At 44.1% G+C, this 21,217-nt stretch carries 23 protein-coding genes; 16 read left to right on the top strand and 7 right to left on the bottom strand.

Features of this window, described 5'->3' with window-relative positions; translation table 11 throughout:
• The first annotated feature begins 144 nt into the window (after window positions 1-144).
• From OCV56_RS13560 to rpoS, 10 genes are all read left to right on the top strand, one after another.
• Entirely contained in the window at window positions 145-1,785 is a 1,641-nt protein-coding gene (locus tag OCV56_RS13560; RefSeq protein ID WP_017063214.1) for a CTP synthase, read from the top strand.
• Between the two features lie 80 nt (window positions 1,786-1,865).
• The gene (gene eno / locus OCV56_RS13555; RefSeq protein WP_017059033.1) at window positions 1,866-3,164 is read left to right on the top strand and encodes a phosphopyruvate hydratase; all 1,299 of its coding nucleotides are present in this window, start codon (window positions 1,866-1,868) and stop codon (window positions 3,162-3,164) included.
• Window positions 3,165-3,631: 467 nt separating this feature from the next.
• The gene (ftsB, locus tag OCV56_RS13550; protein ID WP_086711989.1) at window positions 3,632-3,913 is read left to right on the top strand and encodes a cell division protein FtsB; all 282 of its coding nucleotides are present in this window, start codon (window positions 3,632-3,634) and stop codon (window positions 3,911-3,913) included.
• Window positions 3,913-4,614 (top strand): 2-C-methyl-D-erythritol 4-phosphate cytidylyltransferase, encoded by a 702-nt coding sequence (ispD, locus tag OCV56_RS13545; protein WP_086711988.1) that lies wholly within the window; start codon window positions 3,913-3,915, stop codon window positions 4,612-4,614. The genes ftsB and ispD overlap by 1 nt, the downstream gene beginning before the upstream one ends.
• A gap of 2 nt (window positions 4,615-4,616) precedes the next feature.
• On the top strand, window positions 4,617-5,096 hold the full coding sequence (gene ispF / locus OCV56_RS13540; protein WP_086711987.1) for a 2-C-methyl-D-erythritol 2,4-cyclodiphosphate synthase: 480 nt from the start codon (window positions 4,617-4,619) through the stop codon (window positions 5,094-5,096).
• Window positions 5,097-5,118: 22 nt separating this feature from the next.
• A complete protein-coding gene (gene truD, locus OCV56_RS13535) occupies window positions 5,119-6,165 on the top strand; it encodes a tRNA pseudouridine(13) synthase TruD (RefSeq protein WP_086711986.1) in 1,047 nt (348 codons plus the stop codon).
• An 81-nt stretch (window positions 6,166-6,246) separates the two neighbouring features.
• On the top strand, window positions 6,247-6,990 hold the full coding sequence (gene surE / locus OCV56_RS13530; RefSeq protein ID WP_086711985.1) for a 5'/3'-nucleotidase SurE: 744 nt from the start codon (window positions 6,247-6,249) through the stop codon (window positions 6,988-6,990).
• Window positions 6,991-7,617 (top strand): protein-L-isoaspartate(D-aspartate) O-methyltransferase, encoded by a 627-nt coding sequence (locus tag OCV56_RS13525; protein ID WP_017059029.1) that lies wholly within the window; start codon window positions 6,991-6,993, stop codon window positions 7,615-7,617. It abuts the gene before it with no gap.
• A 34-nt stretch (window positions 7,618-7,651) separates the two neighbouring features.
• Window positions 7,652-8,566 (top strand): murein hydrolase activator NlpD, encoded by a 915-nt coding sequence (gene nlpD, locus OCV56_RS13520; protein ID WP_050620526.1) that lies wholly within the window; start codon window positions 7,652-7,654, stop codon window positions 8,564-8,566.
• A 98-nt stretch (window positions 8,567-8,664) separates the two neighbouring features.
• Window positions 8,665-9,645, top strand: a complete 981-nt coding sequence (rpoS, locus tag OCV56_RS13515) for an RNA polymerase sigma factor RpoS (RefSeq protein ID WP_017059027.1) — start codon at window positions 8,665-8,667, stop codon at window positions 9,643-9,645.
• A 116-nt stretch (window positions 9,646-9,761) separates the two neighbouring features.
• Here the strand turns inward: rpoS and mutS are convergent, their stop codons facing one another.
• Window positions 9,762-12,347 carry a DNA mismatch repair protein MutS gene (gene mutS / locus OCV56_RS13510; RefSeq protein WP_390903665.1) on the bottom strand — a complete coding sequence of 862 codons (2,586 nt, stop codon included), beginning with the start codon at window positions 12,345-12,347 and terminating at the stop codon, window positions 9,762-9,764.
• A gap of 174 nt (window positions 12,348-12,521) precedes the next feature.
• Between mutS and OCV56_RS13505 the strand changes: the two genes are divergently transcribed.
• Window positions 12,522-13,856 carry a tyrosine-type recombinase/integrase gene (locus OCV56_RS13505; RefSeq protein WP_150330777.1) on the top strand — a complete coding sequence of 445 codons (1,335 nt, stop codon included), beginning with the start codon at window positions 12,522-12,524 and terminating at the stop codon, window positions 13,854-13,856.
• A 107-nt stretch (window positions 13,857-13,963) separates the two neighbouring features.
• Here OCV56_RS13505 and OCV56_RS13500 read toward each other — a convergent pair whose 3' ends face one another.
• A complete protein-coding gene (locus OCV56_RS13500) occupies window positions 13,964-15,142 on the bottom strand; it encodes a hypothetical protein (RefSeq protein ID WP_150330776.1) in 1,179 nt (392 codons plus the stop codon).
• 760 nt (window positions 15,143-15,902) lie between these two features.
• On the opposite strand from OCV56_RS13500, the gene OCV56_RS13495 reads away from it, so the two are divergent.
• The 5 genes from OCV56_RS13495 to OCV56_RS13475 all read left to right on the top strand — a co-directional run bounded on the left by OCV56_RS13495 (window position 15,903) and on the right by OCV56_RS13475 (window position 18,741).
• Window positions 15,903-16,580, top strand: coding sequence for an inovirus Gp2 family protein (locus OCV56_RS13495; RefSeq protein WP_150330775.1), 678 nt, complete (start codon window positions 15,903-15,905; stop codon window positions 16,578-16,580).
• A gap of 59 nt (window positions 16,581-16,639) precedes the next feature.
• The gene (locus OCV56_RS13490) at window positions 16,640-17,308 is read left to right on the top strand and encodes an inovirus Gp2 family protein (protein WP_150330774.1); all 669 of its coding nucleotides are present in this window, start codon (window positions 16,640-16,642) and stop codon (window positions 17,306-17,308) included.
• Between the two features lie 54 nt (window positions 17,309-17,362).
• The gene (locus OCV56_RS13485; protein ID WP_150330773.1) at window positions 17,363-17,962 is read left to right on the top strand and encodes an inovirus Gp2 family protein; all 600 of its coding nucleotides are present in this window, start codon (window positions 17,363-17,365) and stop codon (window positions 17,960-17,962) included.
• A gap of 69 nt (window positions 17,963-18,031) precedes the next feature.
• Window positions 18,032-18,217, top strand: coding sequence for an AlpA family transcriptional regulator (locus tag OCV56_RS13480; RefSeq protein WP_017090816.1), 186 nt, complete (start codon window positions 18,032-18,034; stop codon window positions 18,215-18,217).
• Between the two features lie 83 nt (window positions 18,218-18,300).
• Window positions 18,301-18,741 (top strand): ribonuclease HI, encoded by a 441-nt coding sequence (locus OCV56_RS13475; protein WP_150330772.1) that lies wholly within the window; start codon window positions 18,301-18,303, stop codon window positions 18,739-18,741.
• Between the two features lie 284 nt (window positions 18,742-19,025).
• Here the strand turns inward: OCV56_RS13475 and OCV56_RS13470 are convergent, their stop codons facing one another.
• From OCV56_RS13470 to OCV56_RS13450, 5 genes are all read right to left on the bottom strand, one after another.
• On the bottom strand, window positions 19,026-19,259 hold the full coding sequence (locus OCV56_RS13470) for a hypothetical protein (RefSeq protein ID WP_150330771.1): 234 nt from the start codon (window positions 19,257-19,259) through the stop codon (window positions 19,026-19,028).
• A 50-nt stretch (window positions 19,260-19,309) separates the two neighbouring features.
• A complete protein-coding gene (locus OCV56_RS13465; protein WP_150330770.1) occupies window positions 19,310-19,678 on the bottom strand; it encodes a hypothetical protein in 369 nt (122 codons plus the stop codon).
• A complete protein-coding gene (locus OCV56_RS13460) occupies window positions 19,675-20,442 on the bottom strand; it encodes a transcriptional regulator (protein WP_150330769.1) in 768 nt (255 codons plus the stop codon). The genes OCV56_RS13465 and OCV56_RS13460 overlap by 4 nt, the downstream gene beginning before the upstream one ends.
• A 137-nt stretch (window positions 20,443-20,579) precedes the next feature.
• Window positions 20,580-20,756 (bottom strand): hypothetical protein, encoded by a 177-nt coding sequence (locus tag OCV56_RS13455; RefSeq protein WP_150330768.1) that lies wholly within the window; start codon window positions 20,754-20,756, stop codon window positions 20,580-20,582.
• Between the two features lie 3 nt (window positions 20,757-20,759).
• The gene (locus tag OCV56_RS13450; RefSeq protein WP_150330767.1) at window positions 20,760-21,203 is read right to left on the bottom strand and encodes a DUF2787 domain-containing protein; all 444 of its coding nucleotides are present in this window, start codon (window positions 21,201-21,203) and stop codon (window positions 20,760-20,762) included.
• Window positions 21,204-21,217 lie beyond the last annotated feature (14 nt).

The following is a 21,217-nucleotide window of genomic DNA, read 5'->3' as shown; positions in this document are numbered from 1 at the left end:
CTTTTATCATGAATTGATTTGAAGCAAAAAATAAAAAATAGCAGTGTGATAGATTTCACGTTGTGGCGATAAGGGGCTTCTGGTATATTTTCATCCCGTCCAGAAGTAGTCCATTTCCCTCATTCAACCAATTTCAGGTTAAACATGACGACAAATTACATTTTTGTTACTGGCGGGGTTGTATCCTCTCTAGGTAAAGGTATTGCTGCAGCATCTCTTGCGGCTATTTTAGAAGCTCGTGGTCTTAAAGTGACTATGATGAAGCTTGACCCTTACATCAACGTTGATCCAGGCACTATGAGCCCGACTCAGCACGGTGAAGTGTTCGTTACGGAAGATGGCGCTGAAACTGACCTTGACCTTGGTCACTATGAGCGATTCATTCGCACCAAGATGACTAAGCGTAACAACTTCACTGCAGGTCGTGTTTACTCAGACGTACTCGCGAAAGAGCGTCGCGGTGATTACCTAGGTGCAACTATTCAGGTTATCCCACACATCACTAACTCTATCAAAGAGCGTGTAATTTCTGGCGCAGCTGGCCACGATATCGCGATCGTTGAAGTTGGTGGTACGGTTGGTGATATCGAATCTCTACCATTCATGGAAGCGATTCGTCAGCTAGCAGTAGAACTAGGCCGTGAACGCGCAATGTTCATGCACCTTACTCTAGTGCCATACCTAGCAGCTGCGGGCGAAGTGAAAACTAAGCCAACTCAACACTCTGTAAAAGAGTTGCTGTCTATTGGTATTCAGCCAGACATCCTAGTTTGTCGTTCAGACCGCAACATTCCTTCGAACGAGCGTAAGAAAATTGCTCTGTTCTGTAATGTGCAAGAAAATGCAGTTATTTCTATGCGCGATGTTGACTCTATCTACAAGATCCCTCAGCTTATTAAAGCTCAAGGCACTGATGAACTTGTATGTAAGCGTTTCGGCATCACAGCTCCAGAAGCAGACCTGTCTGAATGGGAACAAGTAATTTACGAAGAAGCTAACCCAACGGGTGAAGTGACGATTGGTATGGTTGGTAAGTACATTGAACTACCAGATGCATACAAATCAGTAAATGAAGCACTAAAACACGCAGGCTTGAAAAACCGCCTAAGCGTTAATATTAAATACGTAGATTCACAAGACGTTGAGTCTCGTGGCGTAGAAGTTTTAGAAGGCCTAGATGCAATCCTAGTTCCTGGTGGCTTTGGTGACCGTGGTGTTGAAGGTAAGATTCTTGCTGCTCAATACGCTCGTGAAAACAAAGTACCGTACTTAGGTATCTGTCTAGGTATGCAAGTAGCACTTATCGAGTACGCTCGTAACGTTGCGAAAATGGAAGGGGCACACTCTTCTGAATTCTGTACTGAAACTAAGTACCCAGTTGTTGGTCTTATCACTGAGTGGACTGATGGCGAAGGTAAAGTTGAAGAGCGTACAGAAACATCTGACCTTGGCGGCACAATGCGTCTTGGTTCACAGCTTTGTCACCTAGCGAAAGGGACGAAAGCTTACGAATTATACGGTAGCGCGACGATCCATGAACGTCACCGTCACCGTTACGAAGTGAACAACAATCTTCGTCCACAAATCGAAAAAGCGGGCCTAAAAGTATCGGGTCTATCTGCGGACAAGAAACTGGTTGAAGTTATTGAGAACCCGAACCACCCATGGTTCGTTGCTGCTCAATTCCACCCAGAGTTCACTTCAACACCTCGCGATGGTCACCCATTGTTTGCAGGTTTCGTTAAAGCGGCTGGCGAGTTCCAGCGCGGCGAGTTAGAGAAGTAAAAGGAATACAGGTAGCTGCGTAAGTTGTGCTGCTACCTTTAAATTTGACATTTATATATTCAACGAGAAGGAAACATTCAATGTCTAAGATCGTTAAAGTTCTAGGTCGTGAAATCATCGATTCACGTGGTAACCCAACTGTAGAAGCTGAAGTACACCTAGAAGGCGGTTTCGTAGGTATGGCTGCTGCTCCATCTGGCGCATCTACTGGTTCTCGCGAAGCTCTTGAGCTACGTGATGGCGACAAATCACGTTTCCTAGGTAAAGGTGTTCTTAAAGCTATTGAAGCTGTAAACGGCCCAATCGCTGAAGCTCTAGTTGGTACTGACGCTAAAGCACAAGCTGACGTTGACCAAATCATGCTTGACCTAGACGGTACTGATAACAAGTCTAAGTTCGGCGCGAACGCTATCCTAGCTGTATCTCTAGCTAACGCAAAAGCTGCTGCTGCTGCGAAAGGCATGCCTCTATACGAGCACATCGCTGAGCTAAACGGTACTGCTGGTCAGTTCTCTATGCCTCTACCAATGATGAACATCATCAACGGTGGTGAGCACGCAGATAACAACGTTGACATCCAAGAGTTCATGATCCAACCAGTTGGCGCTAAGACTCTTAAAGAAGGTCTACGTATCGGCGCTGAAGTATTCCACAACCTAGCTAAAGTTCTTAAGTCTAAAGGCTACAGCACTGCAGTTGGTGATGAAGGTGGTTTCGCTCCTAACCTTAAGTCTAACGCTGAAGCTCTAGAAGTTATCGCAGAAGCTGTTGCAGCTGCTGGTTACGAACTAGGTAAAGACGTTACTCTTGCTATGGACTGTGCAGCATCTGAGTTCTTCGACAAAGAAGCTGGCATCTACAACATGAAGGGCGAAGGTAAAACTTTCACTTCTGAAGAGTTCAACCACTACCTAGCTGAGCTAGCGAACAACTTCCCAATCGTTTCTATCGAAGACGGTCTTGACGAGTCAGATTGGGATGGTTTCAAGCACCAAACTGAACTTCTAGGCGACAAGCTTCAAATCGTTGGTGACGATCTGTTCGTTACAAACACTAAGATTCTTGCTGAAGGTATCGAGAAAGGCGTAGCTAACTCTATCCTTATCAAGTTCAACCAAATCGGTTCTCTAACTGAGACTCTAGCTGCTATCAAGATGGCTAAAGACGCTGGCTACACTGCAGTAATCTCTCACCGTTCTGGCGAAACTGAAGATGCAACTATCGCTGATCTAGCGGTAGGTACAGCTGCAGGTCAAATCAAAACTGGTTCTATGAGCCGTTCTGACCGTGTTGCTAAGTACAACCAACTTATCCGTATCGAAGAAGCTCTAGGTTCTAAAGCTCCTTACAACGGTCTTAAAGAAGTTAAAGGTCAATAATCTCTCTGGTTTTTAAACCAAAGGAATTGTTAATCTAAGCTTTGAATGCCTCGCTAATGCGGGGCATTTTTTTGTCTGCAGAAAGGTGAAGCAAAGAATCTCTTGGTTCTAAAACTCCTCCTTTTACAACGAAAGCGGTCTTAAAGAAGTTAAAGGTCAGTAATTCACACTGAATTATTAGCTTAAAGTTTTTGAAAACGCTCTACTTCGGTAGGGCGTTTTTTGTCTGTAGAAAATGGTGGAAAGGAGAACTAGGCTCTAAAGCTTTCTTTTTGACATCGAAAGTTCGTCATTCCCTAGACTGACGAAGGAAGGAGTAGGGAATCTCATTATTACCATCAAGGATTCTGTCCGATAATTCCCCGACTTATTGATTCCCTGACACCACATATCTCGCACCAATAAGCTCATTATGGTATATATGTGCCTTATTCTAGTTCCTTCTTTTTCAACCGGCGAAAGGTGATATGCGAATTTTTGCTTTAGTACTGTTCATAGTGTTTGGCTGGCTACAACACACACTGTGGCTCGGTAAAAATGGTATCTCTGATTACTACGGTGTGAACAACGAAATCCAAGTTCAGCAGCAAGTAAATGAAAAGCTGCATATTCGAAACGCAGAAATGTTTGCTGAAATCGACGATCTACGCCAAGGCTTAGACGCGATTGAAGAACGTGCTCGTCATGAGCTTGGAATGGTCAAAGAAGGTGAAACGTTTTATCGCATCATTGGTGAGGAATCCCATTAATGTCGACTCAAACTCAAAGCGTGATTGCCGTTGTACCAGCTGCGGGCGTAGGTAGCCGCATGAAGGCAGACCGCCCTAAGCAATATCTCAAGATTCACGGCAAAACGATTTTAGAGCACACCGTTGAGAAATTACTATCTCACCCTCAAGTCTCTCAAATTGTCGTTGCAATCAGTGATGATGACCCATACTACCCAGAGCTTGCCCTTAACCAGAACCCACAAGTGATCAGAGTCTCTGGTGGAAGCGAAAGAGCGGACTCCGTACTTTCTGCTTTAGATTATATTTCTGAGCAACAGCTTGGTGAGTGGGTGATGGTTCACGACGCTGCAAGGCCTTGTGTTCAGCTAAGTGATATCGACAAGTTAATCTCGACGGCGATGAGCCATGATGTTGGGGCTATATTAGCAGCCCCAGTGAGAGATACGATGAAGCGAGGCGCTCAAGGGCAAATTGATCACACTGTCGAGCGAGCCGATTTGTGGCATGCCCTCACACCACAAATGTTCAGAGCAAAACCTCTGTGGAATGTATTGAGCGAAGCGCTGCAACAAGGTGTTTCGATTACCGATGAAGCCTCTGCTGTTGAATGGAAAGGCTTCTCGCCCGCTTTAGTCGCCGGGCGTTCAGATAATTTTAAGATTACTCAGCCAGAAGATTTAGCGCTTGCTGAGTTCTATTTAAGTCAGAATAAGGAATAATGATGATTCGTATTGGCCATGGCTTTGATGTACATAAGTTTGGTGGTGAAGGCCCGGTAATTATCGGTGGTGTAAGCATCCCTTATGAGCAAGGTCTTATTGCTCATTCAGACGGTGATGTTGCCCTTCATGCATTGTGTGACGCCCTATTAGGTGCGATTGCTGCGGGCGATATTGGTCGTCATTTCCCTGATACCGATGACGAATGGAAAGGCGCAGATAGCCGTGAGCTGCTGAAAGATGTTTATCGTCGAGTAAAAGAGCAAGGTTACGTGATTGGTAATGCTGATATTACTATCATGGCGCAAGCTCCAAAGATGGCGCCTCATATAGACTCTATGTGCCAAGCTATTTCTCAAGACTTAGAAACCAGCATTAGCAATGTGAATGTAAAAGCGACGACCACTGAGCGTTTAGGTTTTACAGGTCGCAAAGAGGGCATCGCATGTGAAGCGGTGGTCCTAATTACTAAAAGTGCGTAAGCACCAACACGAAAAGAACAGCATGTCAGATATTTTATCTTCATTGGCTTATCTAAACGGTAAACCAACTGCGAAAGCAAAACTAAAAGCAAAAGCCGAACACTTTGTCGTTAATGAAGACTTGGGTTTTGAGTTTACTGGTGAAGGCGAGCACCTAATGGTTCGTATTCGTAAAACTGGTGAAAACACGAGCTTCGTGGCAAACGAGCTGGCTAAAACTTGCGGTGTTAAGTCGAAGGACGTGAGCTGGGCAGGTTTAAAAGACCGTCACGCGGTGACTGAGCAGTGGTTGAGTGTACACCTACCAAAAGGTGAGCCTGACTTTTCAGCTTTTTTAGCACAGTACCCAAGCATTGAGATCTTGGCGACAGCACGTCACAACAAAAAGTTACGCCCGGGTGATTTAGTTGGCAACCAATTCGAGCTGACTTTGTCTGAAGTAACAGATTGTGATGATGTCGTAAAACGTTTGGAAAAAGTCGCTCAAGTCGGCGTGCCAAATTACTTCGGTGCTCAGCGTTTTGGTAATGAAGGTAACAACTTATCTGAAGCTCGTCGTTGGGGCCGTGATAACGTTCGTACTCGTAACCAGAATAAGCGCAGCTTGTACCTTTCTGCGGCTCGCTCGTGGATTTACAACCTGATCCTGTCAGACCGTATTGAGCAAGATGCGTTTGCATCGGCATTGGTTGGCGATATTGTCATGAAAGACGGCGCTCAACTAGCGGTAACAGCGGACAATATTGAAGCAGTAAACCAAGACATCGAGAATGGCGCAGCATTGGTTACTGTTGCTTTGGCTGGTGATAATGCCTTACCAACAACAAATGAGTCTCAAGCGTTAGAGCAAAAACATCTTGATTCTGAACCTGACCTAATGGCGCTGATTCGCGGTAACCGCATGCGCCATGACCGTCGTGAAGCATCGTTAAAACCAGCGGGTCTAACTTGGGAAGTGAACGAAGATAATGTCACTCTTAAGTTCTCTCTAGACGCAGGTTGTTTCGCAACCGCTATCGTTCGTGAGTTGGTTGAAGAAGTACACGTAGAGAGAACCTACGAGCAATAACGATTTTGCTTGGAGCTGGGTCACTTGATATTGGAATTTAAGTGACTTGGCTTAGCATGGGAACAAAAGAAAGGATACAAGATGAAGATTTTACTCAGCAATGATGATGGTGTGCACGCTCAAGGTATTCATGAGCTGGCAAATGAGCTACGTGATCTTGCTGAAGTTATCATTGTTGCCCCTGACCGTAATCGCTCGGGTGCGTCAAATTCATTAACTTTAGAACAGCCTCTGCGTGTTCAAGAGATTGCTGAAAATACCTATTCGGTACAAGGAACACCGACTGACTGTGTGCATTTTGCGTTAAACGAACTGCTAAAGAATGATATGCCGGATCTGGTGTTAACGGGTATTAATCACGGTGCTAACCTTGGTGATGACGTGCTTTATTCAGGCACGGTAGCAGCAGCAATGGAAGGGCACTTTCTAGGCGTTCAATCGGTAGCGTTTTCTCTGGTGGGAAAAAAACATTTTAAGACAGCGGCAACGATTGCTCGTCGTATTGTCGAACAACATTTAGCAAACCCAATCCCGACCAATCGTTTGTTGAACGTGAACGTTCCTGATTTAGCCTTAGAACAACTGTCTGGTACTCAGGTGACACGCCTAGGTGCTCGTCATCACGCTGAAGATATGATCAAGCAAAAAGACCCGCGTGGTCACGATATCTATTGGCTAGGCCCTCCGGGCAAAGAGCAAGATGCCGGTGAAGGTACCGATTTTTACGCGATTGAGCATGGTTTTGTATCGGTAACACCGTTACAAGTTGATCTAACGGCGCATGAGTCGCTGGGTGCGATGGCAACATGGTTAGGGGAGAAGTAAGTGAGTAATCCGCAAGCTGAGCGTTTAATTACTTTTCTGATTGAAAATGGTATTCAGGATCAAAAGGTTCTTGATGCGATCTACCAACTGCCGAGAGAGAGTTTTTTATCACAGGCGATGTATCACCAAGCCTATGATAATAATGCGCTGCCTATCGGTCAGGGTCAGACAATTTCACAGCCGTACATTGTTGCTAAAATGACAGAGCTACTTGAATTACAACAAGATAGCCGTGTCTTGGAGATCGGAACGGGTTCTGGTTACCAAACTGCGGTATTGGCTCAACTTGTTGATCATGTTTATTCGGTTGAAAGAATAAAGTCGCTACAATGGGATGCAAAACGTAGGTTGAAGCAACTCGATTTCTACAATATCTCAACTAAACACGGTGATGGTTGGCAAGGTTGGTCTTCAAAAGCCCCTTTTGATGCGATTATTGTCACCGCCGCTGCAGAGTCGATTCCTCAAGCGCTTCTGCAACAGCTGAAAGATGGTGGTCGTTTACTGATTCCAGTTGGTGATGACGAACAGCAACTATTGAAGATCGTTCGACACGGCGATGAGTTTTTATCGAGTGTTATCGAGATGGTGAGATTTGTACCTCTTGTTCCTGGTGAGCTAGCTTAATAAAAGACTAATGGTGTAGGTGGATAGAGAGTCGATGCGTTCGAAGTTGTTAAAAGGAAGTACTTTACTGCTTAGCTGTGCCCTTGTTGGGTGTGCAGCGAATTCGCCTGCGCCCGTTTCAAGCCTAAACAAGAATTACTCATCGATTGATCGTGGTAGTTATCGTGGCAGTTACTATGAAGTTAAAAAAGGCGACACCCTTTACTTCATTGCTTATGTCACCAATAAAGACGTTAAAGACCTCATCGGTTATAACAAGTTGTCTGCTCCTTACACTATCCACCCAGGGCAGAAGCTTAAGTTGTGGCGTCCTAGCTATAATGCGCCAGCGTATGGTAAGTCAACGGTAGCGGCAGCAGCAGTTGCAGCACCTGTCGCCGCATCCACAACGTCATCTGCGGCAAGTAAACCGAAAACCACACCACAAAAGAGCAAAAACTCTAAACCGGCTCCAGCTCAAACTACCACCAAAGTGGTGAAAAAAGATCCACCAAAGAAGGTTGAACAATCCAAATCAAAGGAGTATGTTGGGTCTAAAGGTAAACAGAATGTTACACCGTCCACCAAACCAACAAGTGATAAAGTATCCAAATGGTTATGGCCAACTAAAGGGAGAGTAATCAAGAATTTCTCTGTAGGCGAACAAGGAAATAAAGGCATAGACATAGCAGGACAGCGAGGTCAGCCAATAGTATCTACTGCAGGGGGAACGGTTGTTTATTCGGGTAATGCATTACGAGGCTACGGCAATCTAGTGATTGTGAAGCACAATGATAATTACTTAAGTGCATACGCGCATAACGACCGACTATTAGTATCTGAAGGGCAAAGTGTGAAACCAGGGCAGAAGATTGCAACAATGGGAAGCTCTGGAGCCAGCAGTGTTAGGCTGCACTTTGAGATTCGTTACCAAGGTAAATCGGTTAATCCAAAACGATATTTACCTTAAATACAATATGCAAAAATCACGTATTGTATGGAGTGACATAGTCATTTAGCGACATATGAAGTTGTAATGTCATGCTAATTTCGCCAGGGGGAGGCGTTATGAGTATAAGCAATGCAGTAACCAAAGAAGAGTTCGACCTTGACCAAGCAACCACGGAACCGGAAGCTCTTGGAAAAGCAAAACGAACAGTCACTAAGAAAACCGAAGCGAAAGAAGAAGTTGAAGTTACGTCTAAAAGCTTAGATGCGACTCAACTGTATCTAGGCGAAATCGGTTTCTCACCACTACTAACCGCAGAAGAAGAGGTGCTTTACGCACGTCGAGCTCTACGCGGTGATGAAGCAGCCCGCAAACGCATGATCGAAAGTAACCTGCGTTTGGTGGTGAAAATTTCTCGTCGTTATAGCAACCGTGGCTTGGCACTTCTCGATCTAATCGAAGAAGGCAACTTAGGCTTGATTCGCGCTGTAGAGAAATTTGACCCAGAGCGTGGCTTCCGTTTTTCAACTTACGCAACATGGTGGATTCGTCAAACCATTGAACGTGCGTTGATGAATCAGACTCGCACCATCCGTTTGCCAATCCATGTTGTGAAAGAGCTGAACATCTACCTACGTACGGCAAGAGAACTATCACAAAAGCTTGACCACGAACCGACAGCTGAAGAGATCGCTTCTAAGCTCGATAAGCCAGTTGGTGATGTGAGCAAGATGCTTCGTCTAAACGAAAGAGTGAGCTCTGTAGATACGCCAATTGGTGGTGACGGTGAGAAAGCACTGTTGGATATTATTCCAGACATCAACAATTCAGACCCTGAGGTTTCAACTCAAGATAGCGATATCAAGAACTCGTTGATTTTCTGGCTTGATGAACTGAATCCTAAGCAGAAAGAGGTGCTTGCTCGTCGCTTTGGACTACTGGGTTATGAACCGTCAACATTAGAAGAAGTAGGCCGCGAAATCAGCCTGACTCGTGAACGTGTTCGTCAAATCCAAGTTGAAGGTCTTCGTCGTCTACGTGAGATTCTAATCAAGCAAGGCTTGAACATGGAAAACCTGTTCAACGTTGAAAACGACTAAGCGATATTCCACGATATCGATATAAAAAACGCTGACCTCATGTCAGCGTTTTTTAGTTTTAGCTTCTGGTCTAATTTTCACTTCAGCTAGAAACCACAGCGCTTGGCTATTCTAAACTAGAGTAGCTTCTTCAAGCGGTAGAGCTCTTCTAATGCTTGGCGAGGGGTTAAATCATCTGGATCAACATTCGCGAGTGCTTGTTCTACTTCACTTGGTTCAGGGATCAGGCTCAGTTGGTTCGCGATATCAACACCACTTGGCTTCGATGTCGGAGACTCAATACTCAATGCCTCAAGCTGTGTTAGCTTCGCGCGAGCGTTTTTGATCACTGCTTTTGGCACACCAGCCAACCCTGCAACCGCTAAGCCGTAAGATTTACTTGCAGCGCCTTCTTGAACCGCATGCATAAAGGCAATGCTGTCGCCGTGTTCAACCGCATCTAAGTGTACGTTCGCTAAGGTTGGAATTTGGTTTGGTAGCTCAGTTAGCTCAAAGTAGTGCGTTGCAAATAGTGTCATTGCATTGATTTGATTGGCTAGCCATTCAGCACTTGCCCAAGCCAGAGACAGACCATCGTAAGTACTGGTACCACGACCGATTTCATCCATTAACACAAGGCTATTTGGTGTCGCGTTGTGCAGAATATTCGCGGTTTCTGTCATCTCAACCATGAAGGTTGAACGACCAGAAGCCAGATCATCCGATGCACCAATACGAGTAAAGATACGGTCGATAGAGCCAATAGTTGCGCTTTCTGCAGGAACATAACAACCGATATGAGCCATCAGCGCGATAAGTGCTGTTTGGCGCATGTAAGTTGACTTACCACCCATGTTTGGACCTGTAATGATCAGCATTTTGCGCTTATCGTTCAAATCAATTGGGTTAGCAATGAAAGGTTCGTCCATCACTTGCTCTACTACTGGGTGACGACCCGCCTGGATCTGTACACCGGCTGCTTCTGTCATAGTTGGACGACAGTAATCCAGCGTATCTGCGCGCTCAGCTAAGTTCTGTAGGACATCAAGTTGAGATACAGAAGAAGCGATGTTTTGTAGTCGTTCTAGATATGGCAGTAGCAAATCAAACAACTCTTCCCACAACTGCTTCTCGATAGCCAGTGCCTTCGATTTAGAGTTAAGCACTTTGTCTTCGTGCTCTTTCAGCTCAGGGATAATGTAACGTTCAGCGTTCTTCAGCGTTTGGCGGCGAACATAATGTGGCGGCACAAGGTGGCTTTGCCCACGGCTCACTTGGATGAAGAAACCGTGTACGTTGTTGTAGCCAACTTTTAGAGTGTCGATACCGTGACGCTCACGTTCTTCTTGCTCAAGCTTATCCAGAAACTCGGTTGCACCTGCAGCAAGGTCACGCCATTCATCGAGCTCGGCGTTATAGCCTTCAGCAATCACACCGCCGTCGCGGATAACCACGGGTGGGTTCTCTTTGATCGCACGCTCAAGCAGCTCTGAAACCTCATCTACAGGAGACGCATACTGCGCAAGTTGAGTTAGGTACGGGTGCTTAAGTTGCGTTAGCGTTTCAGCAAGCTCTGGTAAGTATTCCATTGCTTGACGAAGACGTGCCATATCACGTGGGCGAGCAGAACGAAGTGCAAGACGAGCCAGAATACGCTCAATGTCACCGATCTGTTTTAAGGTTGGCTGTAGCTCTGTAAAGAGAGCCAAATCTTTCATTTCACCAATCGCATCTAGGCGTTGATCAAGTGCCGAAATATTGCGCATTGGTTGATGTAACCAACGCTTAAGCATACGACTGCCCATTGCCGTAGCTGTATGATCAAGCACTTCAGCAAGAGTGTTATCTGTGCCACTACCAAGATTTTGCGTGATCTCTAGATTGCGGCGAGTTGCAGCATCAAGGATCACGGAGTGATCTTGCTTATCCATGGTCAGTGAACGAATATGTGGAAGGGCAGTACGTTGGGTATCTTTCACGTATTGGATCAAACAACCAGCCGCACATAAGCCAAGTTTTGCGCTTTCAACGCCAAAGCCAACCAGGTCGCGAGTTCCAAACTGCTTATTCAATTGCTGCTTAGCGGTATCTAGTTCAAATTCCCATACTGGGCGGCGGCGGTTGCCATTCCTACTTGCCATTAGATTTACGGGTTCGAAATCTTCAGGGAACAGTAGCTCACGAGGTGAGGTTCTCTGAAGTTCTGCGGCCATTGCTTCTTCGGTTTCTGGCTCGCAGAGTTGGAATCGACCGGAGGTAATATCAAGTGTCGCGTAACCAAACTTGCCGTTGTGATGGTAAATCGCGGCGATTAAGTTGTCGACTCGCTCAGAAAGCAGGGCTTCGTCGGTTACAGTACCCGGTGTTACGATACGCACGACCGCACGCTCTACAGGGCCTTTTGAAAGTGCTGGATTACCAATCTGTTCACAAATTGCTACGGATTCACCAAGTTGCACTAACTTTGCAAGGTACCCTTCAACAGCATGGTATGGAACACCCGCCATCGGAATCGGTTCGCCATTTGATGAACCACGCTTAGTCAGTGAAATATCGAGGAGTTGAGAGGCTTTTTTAGCGTCATCGTAGAAAAGCTCGTAGAAATCGCCCATGCGGTAGAACAGCAGAATTTCTGGGTTCTCTGCTTTCAGTTTTAGGTACTGCTGCATCATAGGTGTATGCGCTGCTTTTATGTCTTTGTTTTTAGTGGTTTCTTTTTGCATTAAGTTACTTTAAATCAATGAGTTATGAATTTCTGGGATCTTCAATAAGTCCCACTAAGTATCAAAGGATTTCACTACAGCGCGATCATTAGTGTAGGTAAAAGTGTAGTTTTTTTATTTCCTATACTAGATAATACAATCGCCGCACAATATTGCGATAAGGGACCCCGATAAATGGCTGATAAGAAGAATATCAAATCTATAACGAATAAGACAATTGAGGCGCTAACGGCTAAGAAAGGTGTCTTGTCTGATACTGGAGAAAACCGAGGGCTAAGAATAGCCTGTGGAAAGACGGGCAGGAAAACTTTTACCTATCGCTATAGAAGCCCAGAGTCAGGTGGTAAACTTGTACAGATTAAGCTAGGTACCTTTCCTGATATGTCACTTGAGCAAGCTCGCATTAAGCTTCGCGAAATGAAAGCCATAAGAGAGCGGGGAATATGTCCAAAGGCTGACTTAGAAAGGCAAGAACAAGAGCGACGTAAGTTATTAAAGACTGAGCGTGTTAATAGCATTACTCTCAAAGATGTGATCGATCATTATTTAGAAAATTATATTCAAGACAGATTTACTTCTTCTGGTGGAGTGATCTCAGGAGCTCGTAAGGCAAAAGGACAAAAAGAAGTTAGACGAACCTTGTATGTTGATATTGTCGCTCTTCTTGGAGATAGATCTGTTATGGAAGTCGGCAAAAGTGACATCACGTATTTAATTCAAGGGATCATTGATAGAGGTGCGCCAGTACAAGCAGGCTCTGTGTTACGAGAGCTATCCAGTGCCTATGAGTATGCTATTGGTATGGATTATCTCCCTGAAAACTTTGTCAATCCAGCGCTGTTGGCTATTAATAAGTTTAAGAAGAGTAAGGTTAAGCTGACTAATCATAAAGGTAAGAGAGTGTTAGACCATTCTGAGTTATCTAGATTTATCAAATGGTTGCCGAATTCGAGTTTTTCTAAAAACATAAGAGGTATTCTCCGAATGACGCTGTGGACAGGCTGTCGTACTGGAGAGGTTTGCGACTTAGAGTGGCAGCAGATTGATTTTGATAAGAACACCATTTATTTAACTGAAACAAAAAATGGTAACTCTCGTTATGTTCAGCTGCCTTCTCAAGCTGTTCAGTGGTTACGTAAGTGGAAAGAGGTTAAATCATACCCTCAATCTATCTATGTTTTTTCTACTTCTAAAGGAGGTTCTCACGTAGTTCAAAAACAACTAACTCAGTATACGTGGCGAATGCGTAGAGATGGATTAATGATTGATATGCCGCTTTGGACTCCTCACGATTTACGACGAACAGTACGAACGGAATTAGCACGTATGGGGTGCCCTACGGGAGTTGCTGAAGCAGTATTGGGGCATAGTGTTAAAGGCATTGAGGGAACATATAATTTGCACCGCTATGAGGCTGAGTGTCGAGAGTGGCTACAGCGCTGGGCTGATGAGTTAGACTCGATAGTAAACGTTAAGACTAATATTGTTCAGTTTCCCGAAGTGGTATAATGTCGTAGGGTAAAGAGGGAGATGCCCATATTTCTCCCTTTACCGCTATAAGTTTTAACCTTGAGGGCTGCTCTGCTCGTTGCCATTTTCATCTGACATTTAAATGGTTAATCTTCTCTTGTCTTTTTCAGACTCTTATATTCTTGCCTGATTATTCTATTGAGAGCTTGTTTGATTTTTGATGGATACTTTGATTCAGTGATACCGATAAGCATGTCCCATTGCTTTTGAGAAAAGGTTAGAGTGAAGTCTTTGCACTCACTCTTGTCTAAGGAATGCTTATCTCCTATCAGTTTGAACCGATCTTCAAACTCTTCTTTCGCCGTCGTCGTATAGAGGATGTCAAGAAATGAGATTATGCAGTATTGCCTAATGGTAGGGTCTTCAACTGGCGGATAAAATCGAAGGATACTGTATTGTTTAATCAGTCTTTCGTAGGTTTTGTTAATCAGCTCACTACTATCATTTTTCATAATGCCTCGGGATGCAGGCACTTTGCTATAACATTGCTGATAGAGTCGCTTAGCTTGCGTGATGAAACGTATGTTTTCATAACGATATGCTTCTTTTGTAAAAGCAACAGTATGGAAGTGATCAATCATTTTTTCTATAGCATGAGGGTCATTTACCGGGTCATAGTGTTCTATTGGCCTTAAGGCTTCTATGTATGGTTCATACTCCTTTTGGATCTTAGTTATTTCTTCTTTATCTTCTAATATAACTTTGTCGACTAGCTGATCAACCAGCTCAGGATCGCAGTTTTTTCCTTCACGCTTCCTATCTCTAACAATTCTTTTTCGTTTAATATCGCGCAGCTTACTTTCCCGTGTTTGGTGTCCAATAGAGTTAAATTTAGGCCAAAAAACCTGACCTATATAAATCTTTGAATAACGATTGTTTGTTATCAATATGTTGCTTTTTATAGATAGTTTAATTAGTGAGTAAAGAAAAAAATCCGCCCTTGTACTGTTGAGCCAAGATATATAGAAATTTGGAATTATGCATTTTTTTGCTATGTAGAGTAGGTCATTCAAGAGTGTTTGTAGCTGCTCCTTCACATCAAGACTGAAACTTCCGTTCTCTAACACTTCTGTTTCAATGTGTAGTTTTTCAGCAACAATTTCAGTGAAGTGATGCTTGAGACCGCGCTGTTGCATAACAGATAAGTCATAGCCATTTAATAGATGATTGTTTTGTTTGAAGTATATGTAGCTTATGTAAAAGCGAAGCTGAGTGTTATCAGCCGTATCTCGCACAAGGGTAAATCGATAGCTAGGACCTTTCATAAGTCATGCACTCTCGTAGGCATTTTTGAAAGAAATACATTATATTTTTCAGTTGAAAATTACAAATTATAGACAAGAAAAATCGAAATATTTCGGCAAGAATTTTCATTATTTGAGCTATAGCGGGCCTTATAGATGATCGCCATGCTATGAAAACTGTTTTAAGAATTTTTACATTGTGATGTTTTTGTATTGCAATAATCTATTGTTATTTCTTCTATGAAAAAATTTGTTTGAACGTGCAACTGAGAAGTGCTGTCTTGCAAAAATTAGTGCTGCTTTCTTTTGGTATAAACTCAAACGTTAGGGGAGCACGTCATCCAACTTCTCAAATAAAAACATGAAATAGAGATGATAAGAGTGAATCAGTTTGATTAGTTGATGAAGGAGCGTTATTTGAGATAGCTCGGAGTGTTAAATGAGCCTATCACCTTTGTTTGTATTCAGTTGCCATCATGTAACTTGAAAGCGAAGGGGTATTTCATTCCTATAAAAATGCACCATCAGTTGTTGATTATTTGTATGCTTGTTGTTGGTTTGAATAGTGTGAAAGCCTAATTGAAACGCTTTAAACCTTGAGCGGGGGAAGAAGGATATGTCTGTCTGGTTAGTATTATTACGTTAATAACTAAACATCTACCATACCTAGTACGCGACTACATCATCACATATCCCTGAGTCACACCAAGTGACTCACAGTACACAATTAAAAATAACGACACGGGCCTATCTATGAACTTAAACACAGGAGTAGATAGGAATGAATGTACGTTCTCGCAAAAACAAAAACCTCAGACTGACCACCAAGCCAACCTTTTTGGGTAGACCTATCCAGACCGAGCACGGTCCACTCTACATCGACTACTTAGAAAAAATGTACGATACGGTTGATCGGGCATTAGACGAGTACCCTAGGCTAATGGCTGTTCGTGTGGATTTGAGGTTTCCCAAGCTAAGGAAAAACGAAAAGAGCGGTAATGTCATGACTGACTTTCTACGCTCATTACAGTCGCAGATTGATCACTCAGGCAAACGAAAGAAAAGAGAAGGGAGTAGAGTGCATCCCTGCAAGGTTAGAATTGCTTGGGTGAGAGAGCGCTCTAGCTCGATAAACGACCACTATCACCTAGTGCTCATGTTCAACAAAGATAGGTTTAACTGGTTAGGGAAAACTCAAACACAACAGGAGAACTTAGGCTCTTTTATCGTAGAGGCATGGGCTAGGGTCGCTGGTGTCGATTACGAAGAAGCCAATGGACTGGTTCATTTTTCAAAGAGAAGGAATAGCGACAGTGTGGTCATCCACCGATTGAATAGTAAATCAGAAGACTTTGACGATGCGTTTGACGAGTTCTTTAAGCACATTAGCTATTTAGCTAAAGAGCGCACTAAGCACTTTGGTAGCGGTAGACGCAATTTCGGCCATAGTCACAAGTAGCTTAAAAATTACGGTAGTGATAGTTCCTGTGGGATTAACAATAAACCGCAGGAACTAGAATGCCAAATCACATCAGCGTTGCTCACAACCGCTTAGTCACCATCACCCATGACAGAACGTTTAATGGGAAGCCGCTCTACTACCACAAGGATGGTCTTGTCCTTGAGTACTTGGTGGGAATCGACCGAGTGCTGACTGAAGCGCTCGGCCAATATCCCAAACTTTGTGTCGCTCATTTTAATGTACGTCTACCAAGTGACTTTGATGGAAACCATTCTGAGGTATTCAGTCGTTTCTTTAGTACCTTGAAGTTGGAAACCAATGAGTTGTGCCTAATGAAGTACAGGCGTAGGCCTCACCAATATCACCAAACGGTCATTCGCCATGTTTGGTTCAAGGCGTGTGAGTCCACCAGCCAGTATCACCTTGTCTTACTCCTTGATAGGCGGCTATATCATTGTTTAGGCAGAAGTGGGGACGGGAGGAGTCGCTACTTGTCCAGAGTCAGAAAAGCATGGGATAGAGCTGTTGAAAAAGACCATGGGAGAAGATGTTCAGGACTGGCGTATTCTCCATCTGATGACGTGTACGAACTTCTGAAAGGGGGTGAATCGTTTCCATTGCAGTTAAATGAGGTTTTCTATCGGATAAGCCGTCTCGCTAAGCCCACCACCAAACACGACGATAACCGTAGTACGAGTTTTGGTTGCAGTCACAACTCACCTTAAAAAAATACAGCGCGAGTAATACCTATGTCATTAACAGACTCAGAGGGATTACTCATGTCCAACAATACTTACCTTCCCAACATTACCCATTCAAAAACGTTCAACGACTACCCCGTGTTTTTCAGTGACAAGGGGTTATACGAATCGGCCTTAACTTCCATGACGGAAGTCTTTGAACAAGCAATGGACGAGTTTGACGCGGCCTTGGCAACACGTCTGGATTTGTTTCTACCAGAAGACCATCAAGATACCGACCTAAGCATCATTAACGATTACTTTGCGCTGCTTAAAGAAAAGCTCGAGACGGATTCAGTGTTCTATGTATGGCGTAAGCGAGCCGATAAATCCCCCTCACACAATTACCAAGCCATACTCTTGCTTGATTACAACCAGTACTTTGGCTCCGCTATCTGTTGGGATAAACGTAATCAATTAGCCAACCACCTTAAAGAGGCATGGCAAGAGGCTGTACAGAGCCACTACGAAGGCAAAGAGCGTTCATTGGTGTTATTTAACGATAGAGGTAACTACGGCTTAGGGACGCGCTGCAAGAGCAAAAGTAGCGTAGTAAAGAACAGTGTATTTCACCGCATGAGCCGTCTAGCTGAGGCATGGGAAGAAGAGCATTACTGTTTTGGCTCTAGCGAGGATTAACCCCACCGCACTTTTTTACAGCGGTGGCTTATCTCATGGGTATATACAAAATACAGGAGACCATTCCCAATGAGATTTCTAAAGTTAAAAGAAGTGATGGAGAAAACGGCTTTAAGTCGTTCAGCGATTTACCGAAAAATGAATAACGGTAACTTTCCATTATCAGTCAATCTTGGAGATAGAGCCGTTGCTTGGGTTGATGGTGAGATTGATGATTGGATGGAATCATGCTTGGGATTACGAGAGATCCAATAATAATCCAAGTAGCAGAAAATATACTGACCACATCAACAGGGAGCCATTGAGGGCTCCCTTTTTCAATTAGAGAGAGAAATAAAATGAGTTTTTCAATTTACGTAGATGGTGCAGCACCAAACAATCAACACGGATGCACACAGGGTGGAATTGGTATCGCAGCTTTTAATGAGCACGGTGAACTAGAGTATCAAGATAGCATCACCATTAAGCGTAATACTACCAATGCTGAATTAGAGCTCATGGCTTTAATCGAAGGTTTAGAGTATGCCCAAGATGGCGACGTTATCTACTCAGACAGTGACTTCTGTGTAAAGGGCTACAACGATTGGTTAGATAACTGGAAAGAGCGAGGTTGGCGTAAGTCAGACAAAAAGCCAGTAAAGAACCGCCATCTATGGCAACAAATCGACGAATTGCGTTCTAAGAAATACGTAGAGGTGTTTAAGGTCAAAGCCCATTCAGGTGATAAGGGTAATGACATGGCAGACTTGTTAGCCGTTGAAGCGGCAGAAGCCGATTAAGACGATGATGCACAGTTTGTTGGCAGACCGCTAGCAAGCTGTGCGGTCGTATTTATGCTTTATCTCTTGGGGCGGTGATTCGTCTTTAGGGTAGCGTTAAGCGTTTTTATAGATAACATATACCTGTGAGTAGATGCGATGTAGGGGGAGAGCTGGTGGTCGCTCTTACTGCTTAGCAAACTTTGACCAAAAGTGTTTTAGATGGGAAGCTTGTATAAAGAAGCAAAAAAAGAATGGGGAGCGTAATTGCTCCCCATTGTCATTTTTAGCCTTGGCTGGTGGCATTACTTTTCTTTGATGGCTTCACAGCCTTTAGGAACAGTAATCGACGATACCTGTTTGCCTGCGTTTAGAGCCGCTTTCACATCCAGCTTGTATTGAGTGCATTTGCCTAAACTGACGTTAACCGCTCCCGTTTCTACCGATGGATTACCTCCAAGCGATCCACCTTGAGCCAAAACAAAAGGTGATGCTAGGGTAGTCAGTAGAACAAGTGTGTTTGTTGTGATGTTTTTCATTGTCGATCCTTATTGGTAGTTATAAATAGATGAGTTGTTTTGCTTTCGATTTAGAAGGTGTAAACAAAGGTGCCAGCCGTTGACGTCACTTCAATTTCTTTCACGTTATCGACGGTGCAGTTGTTGCTGTATCCCGTGTAGGTTTCACCGAACTTCAATGAAACGTTTCTAGACAGCTCTGAGGCCGTACCAGCTGGAAGACGACAATTACCTCGGTTAATTACAACGTCGGTGATGACGGTGTTATCGGTAATCGCTTGTAGGTCAAAGACTAAACTTCCCCAATGAGAGTTGGTGGAGATCGATACTTCAATATCTGCCGTTGCTGCTTGAGTTTCTTCTTGGTCGCCACAAGCGGTCAGTCCGATAAACAGCACGCTCATAGCGGTGTATCGTAGTAGGGTGTTGATTAATGTCATAATGGTGCTCTCCTCATTGGTGAGTGAAATTCTGGGTAGCCTGCTTCTTCGAGATCTAGCATGAACTGCTCAACATTGAAGTCGGAGGGATAGGTAAATGAAAATGTCGATACACTGGCCTCATCAATAAGTGGTAAGGCAACGGTGTGTATTGGATGTTGGTCGGATAACCGAAAGAGCAGCAAGAGCGCGTCACACTGAACCGAGAGTCCCAGTGGTTCAATGAACGTTTGCTCTTGCTGCAAAGCTTGGCTAGAGACCTTTAGCATTCGGTTGTTAAGTAATGCTTCATGGACTGAGCCTAAGACTTGTTGCTGCTTGTTACTCCAGCTTCTCGTATTAGGTAGGTTGAGGTGTACTTTGCTTAGCCAAAGTCGTTCTTTTGAAATGGCTGAAGCCTTATCCAGTAAGGGTTTGTCTCTCTCCGAGGACCGACCCTGTCCATAATTCAGTGCATCAGGAATAAGCGGCTGTAAGTACTTATTGGTCAGTTGCCAATAGAGCATTTCTTGCTTATTTAGCTTCAGTAATTGCTCGGATGTTTTTCGGTAAACATGGGGCATGCTCATCGAATCACACTCCACGTTAAACACCTCCACAATGACTTCATCGAGGTAGCGTTTAATGCTGCGCGTGGTGCGGTGGATATCGATTAGGACCAACTGCTGCTGCAACTCCCTAACGGTGATCCATCGATGTTGAGGAATAAGCATCAGCGTGTGCAGCAAAGCAGATAAGCCTTCAATGCTGGTTTTATTACTCATGACTACTCTCTCAATACATAGCGCTCCACACCGGAGTCGGACATTTAATGTCGGGAGAATAGAGGTGGGTTCGACACATAATGTCCAACGGTTAAATCGCCATCAATCGGCTTAGTGAAAGCGTGAGTCGATTAACATTATCGACGGTTGTTTTTATCTCTCAGCTCTGAGATGGCTACCAGTAACCCAATCAGCAGTACCACCAGAAAGCCTAAGGTCGTTAGGGTTCCAACGGCACCAAAGAAAGGGGAAAGAGAAAGTAACGTGATGAGGGCAGAGATAAGCTTGATGGTTTGTAGGAGAAGGGAAGTCATGAGTTATTGCGGGGTAAGAGTAATATCGTCGAATGCCTCCATCTCGACGTATGCGAGAAAATTACTCTCCCACAATTTATACAGCTCGATAGCCTCACGGTTATCTTTCATTGGAAACCAGCCGTGGTAGCTGGCAAAACATTGACGAGCGCGAAAGTCAAAATCCAAATTCCGCTCAAGCTCAGGGTAGTAGTTCCCCATATAAGCAAAGTCTGTGATGTACTCAATACACCATTCTCCTGTTGAAGATTGGCAAATAGACATTTCGACAGGGTGAAAGCCACCAGCATCAACACTGTAACTTTTATCACGAAAGTTAAAGACCACATGACGGCTGGTGGAGAGCGTTTCATTGTTAAGCAAATGAGCTGAGTACCGCTCATTAAGCAAGGTATACAGCTTCTTAGAAACTGGTAGGGGTAATGACGTAAAGGCTAATTGGGACATCGACAGTCCTCCTT

The organism is Vibrio gigantis, assembly GCF_024347515.1.
GTDB lineage: Bacteria > Pseudomonadota > Gammaproteobacteria > Enterobacterales > Vibrionaceae > Vibrio > Vibrio gigantis.
This window is presented reverse-complemented; position numbering and strand designations above follow the sequence as displayed.

What these genes read in the sequence shown, in the direction of transcription:
- OCV56_RS13560 (WP_017063214.1), top strand. Translation starts at nt 145, where the DNA reads ATGACGACAAATTACATTTTTGTTACTGGCGGGGTTGTATCCTCTCTA.
- eno (WP_017059033.1), top strand. Translation starts at nt 1,866, where the DNA reads ATGTCTAAGATCGTTAAAGTTCTAGGTCGTGAAATCATCGATTCACGT.
- ftsB (WP_086711989.1), top strand. Translation starts at nt 3,632, where the DNA reads ATGCGAATTTTTGCTTTAGTACTGTTCATAGTGTTTGGCTGGCTACAA.
- ispD (WP_086711988.1), top strand. Translation starts at nt 3,913, where the DNA reads ATGTCGACTCAAACTCAAAGCGTGATTGCCGTTGTACCAGCTGCGGGC.
- ispF (WP_086711987.1), top strand. Translation starts at nt 4,617, where the DNA reads ATGATTCGTATTGGCCATGGCTTTGATGTACATAAGTTTGGTGGTGAA.
- truD (WP_086711986.1), top strand. Translation starts at nt 5,119, where the DNA reads ATGTCAGATATTTTATCTTCATTGGCTTATCTAAACGGTAAACCAACT.
- surE (WP_086711985.1), top strand. Translation starts at nt 6,247, where the DNA reads ATGAAGATTTTACTCAGCAATGATGATGGTGTGCACGCTCAAGGTATT.
- nlpD (WP_050620526.1), top strand. Translation starts at nt 7,652, where the DNA reads ATGCGTTCGAAGTTGTTAAAAGGAAGTACTTTACTGCTTAGCTGTGCC.
- rpoS (WP_017059027.1), top strand. Translation starts at nt 8,665, where the DNA reads ATGAGTATAAGCAATGCAGTAACCAAAGAAGAGTTCGACCTTGACCAA.
- mutS (WP_390903665.1), bottom strand. Translation starts at nt 12,347, where the DNA reads ATGCAAAAAGAAACCACTAAAAACAAAGACATAAAAGCAGCGCATACA.
- OCV56_RS13505 (WP_150330777.1), top strand. Translation starts at nt 12,522, where the DNA reads ATGGCTGATAAGAAGAATATCAAATCTATAACGAATAAGACAATTGAG.
- OCV56_RS13500 (WP_150330776.1), bottom strand. Translation starts at nt 15,142, where the DNA reads ATGAAAGGTCCTAGCTATCGATTTACCCTTGTGCGAGATACGGCTGAT.
- OCV56_RS13495 (WP_150330775.1), top strand. Translation starts at nt 15,903, where the DNA reads ATGAATGTACGTTCTCGCAAAAACAAAAACCTCAGACTGACCACCAAG.
- OCV56_RS13490 (WP_150330774.1), top strand. Translation starts at nt 16,640, where the DNA reads ATGCCAAATCACATCAGCGTTGCTCACAACCGCTTAGTCACCATCACC.
- OCV56_RS13485 (WP_150330773.1), top strand. Translation starts at nt 17,363, where the DNA reads ATGTCCAACAATACTTACCTTCCCAACATTACCCATTCAAAAACGTTC.
- OCV56_RS13480 (WP_017090816.1), top strand. Translation starts at nt 18,032, where the DNA reads ATGAGATTTCTAAAGTTAAAAGAAGTGATGGAGAAAACGGCTTTAAGT.
- OCV56_RS13475 (WP_150330772.1), top strand. Translation starts at nt 18,301, where the DNA reads ATGAGTTTTTCAATTTACGTAGATGGTGCAGCACCAAACAATCAACAC.
- OCV56_RS13470 (WP_150330771.1), bottom strand. Translation starts at nt 19,259, where the DNA reads ATGAAAAACATCACAACAAACACACTTGTTCTACTGACTACCCTAGCA.
- OCV56_RS13465 (WP_150330770.1), bottom strand. Translation starts at nt 19,678, where the DNA reads ATGACATTAATCAACACCCTACTACGATACACCGCTATGAGCGTGCTG.
- OCV56_RS13460 (WP_150330769.1), bottom strand. Translation starts at nt 20,442, where the DNA reads ATGAGTAATAAAACCAGCATTGAAGGCTTATCTGCTTTGCTGCACACG.
- OCV56_RS13455 (WP_150330768.1), bottom strand. Translation starts at nt 20,756, where the DNA reads ATGACTTCCCTTCTCCTACAAACCATCAAGCTTATCTCTGCCCTCATC.
- OCV56_RS13450 (WP_150330767.1), bottom strand. Translation starts at nt 21,203, where the DNA reads ATGTCCCAATTAGCCTTTACGTCATTACCCCTACCAGTTTCTAAGAAG.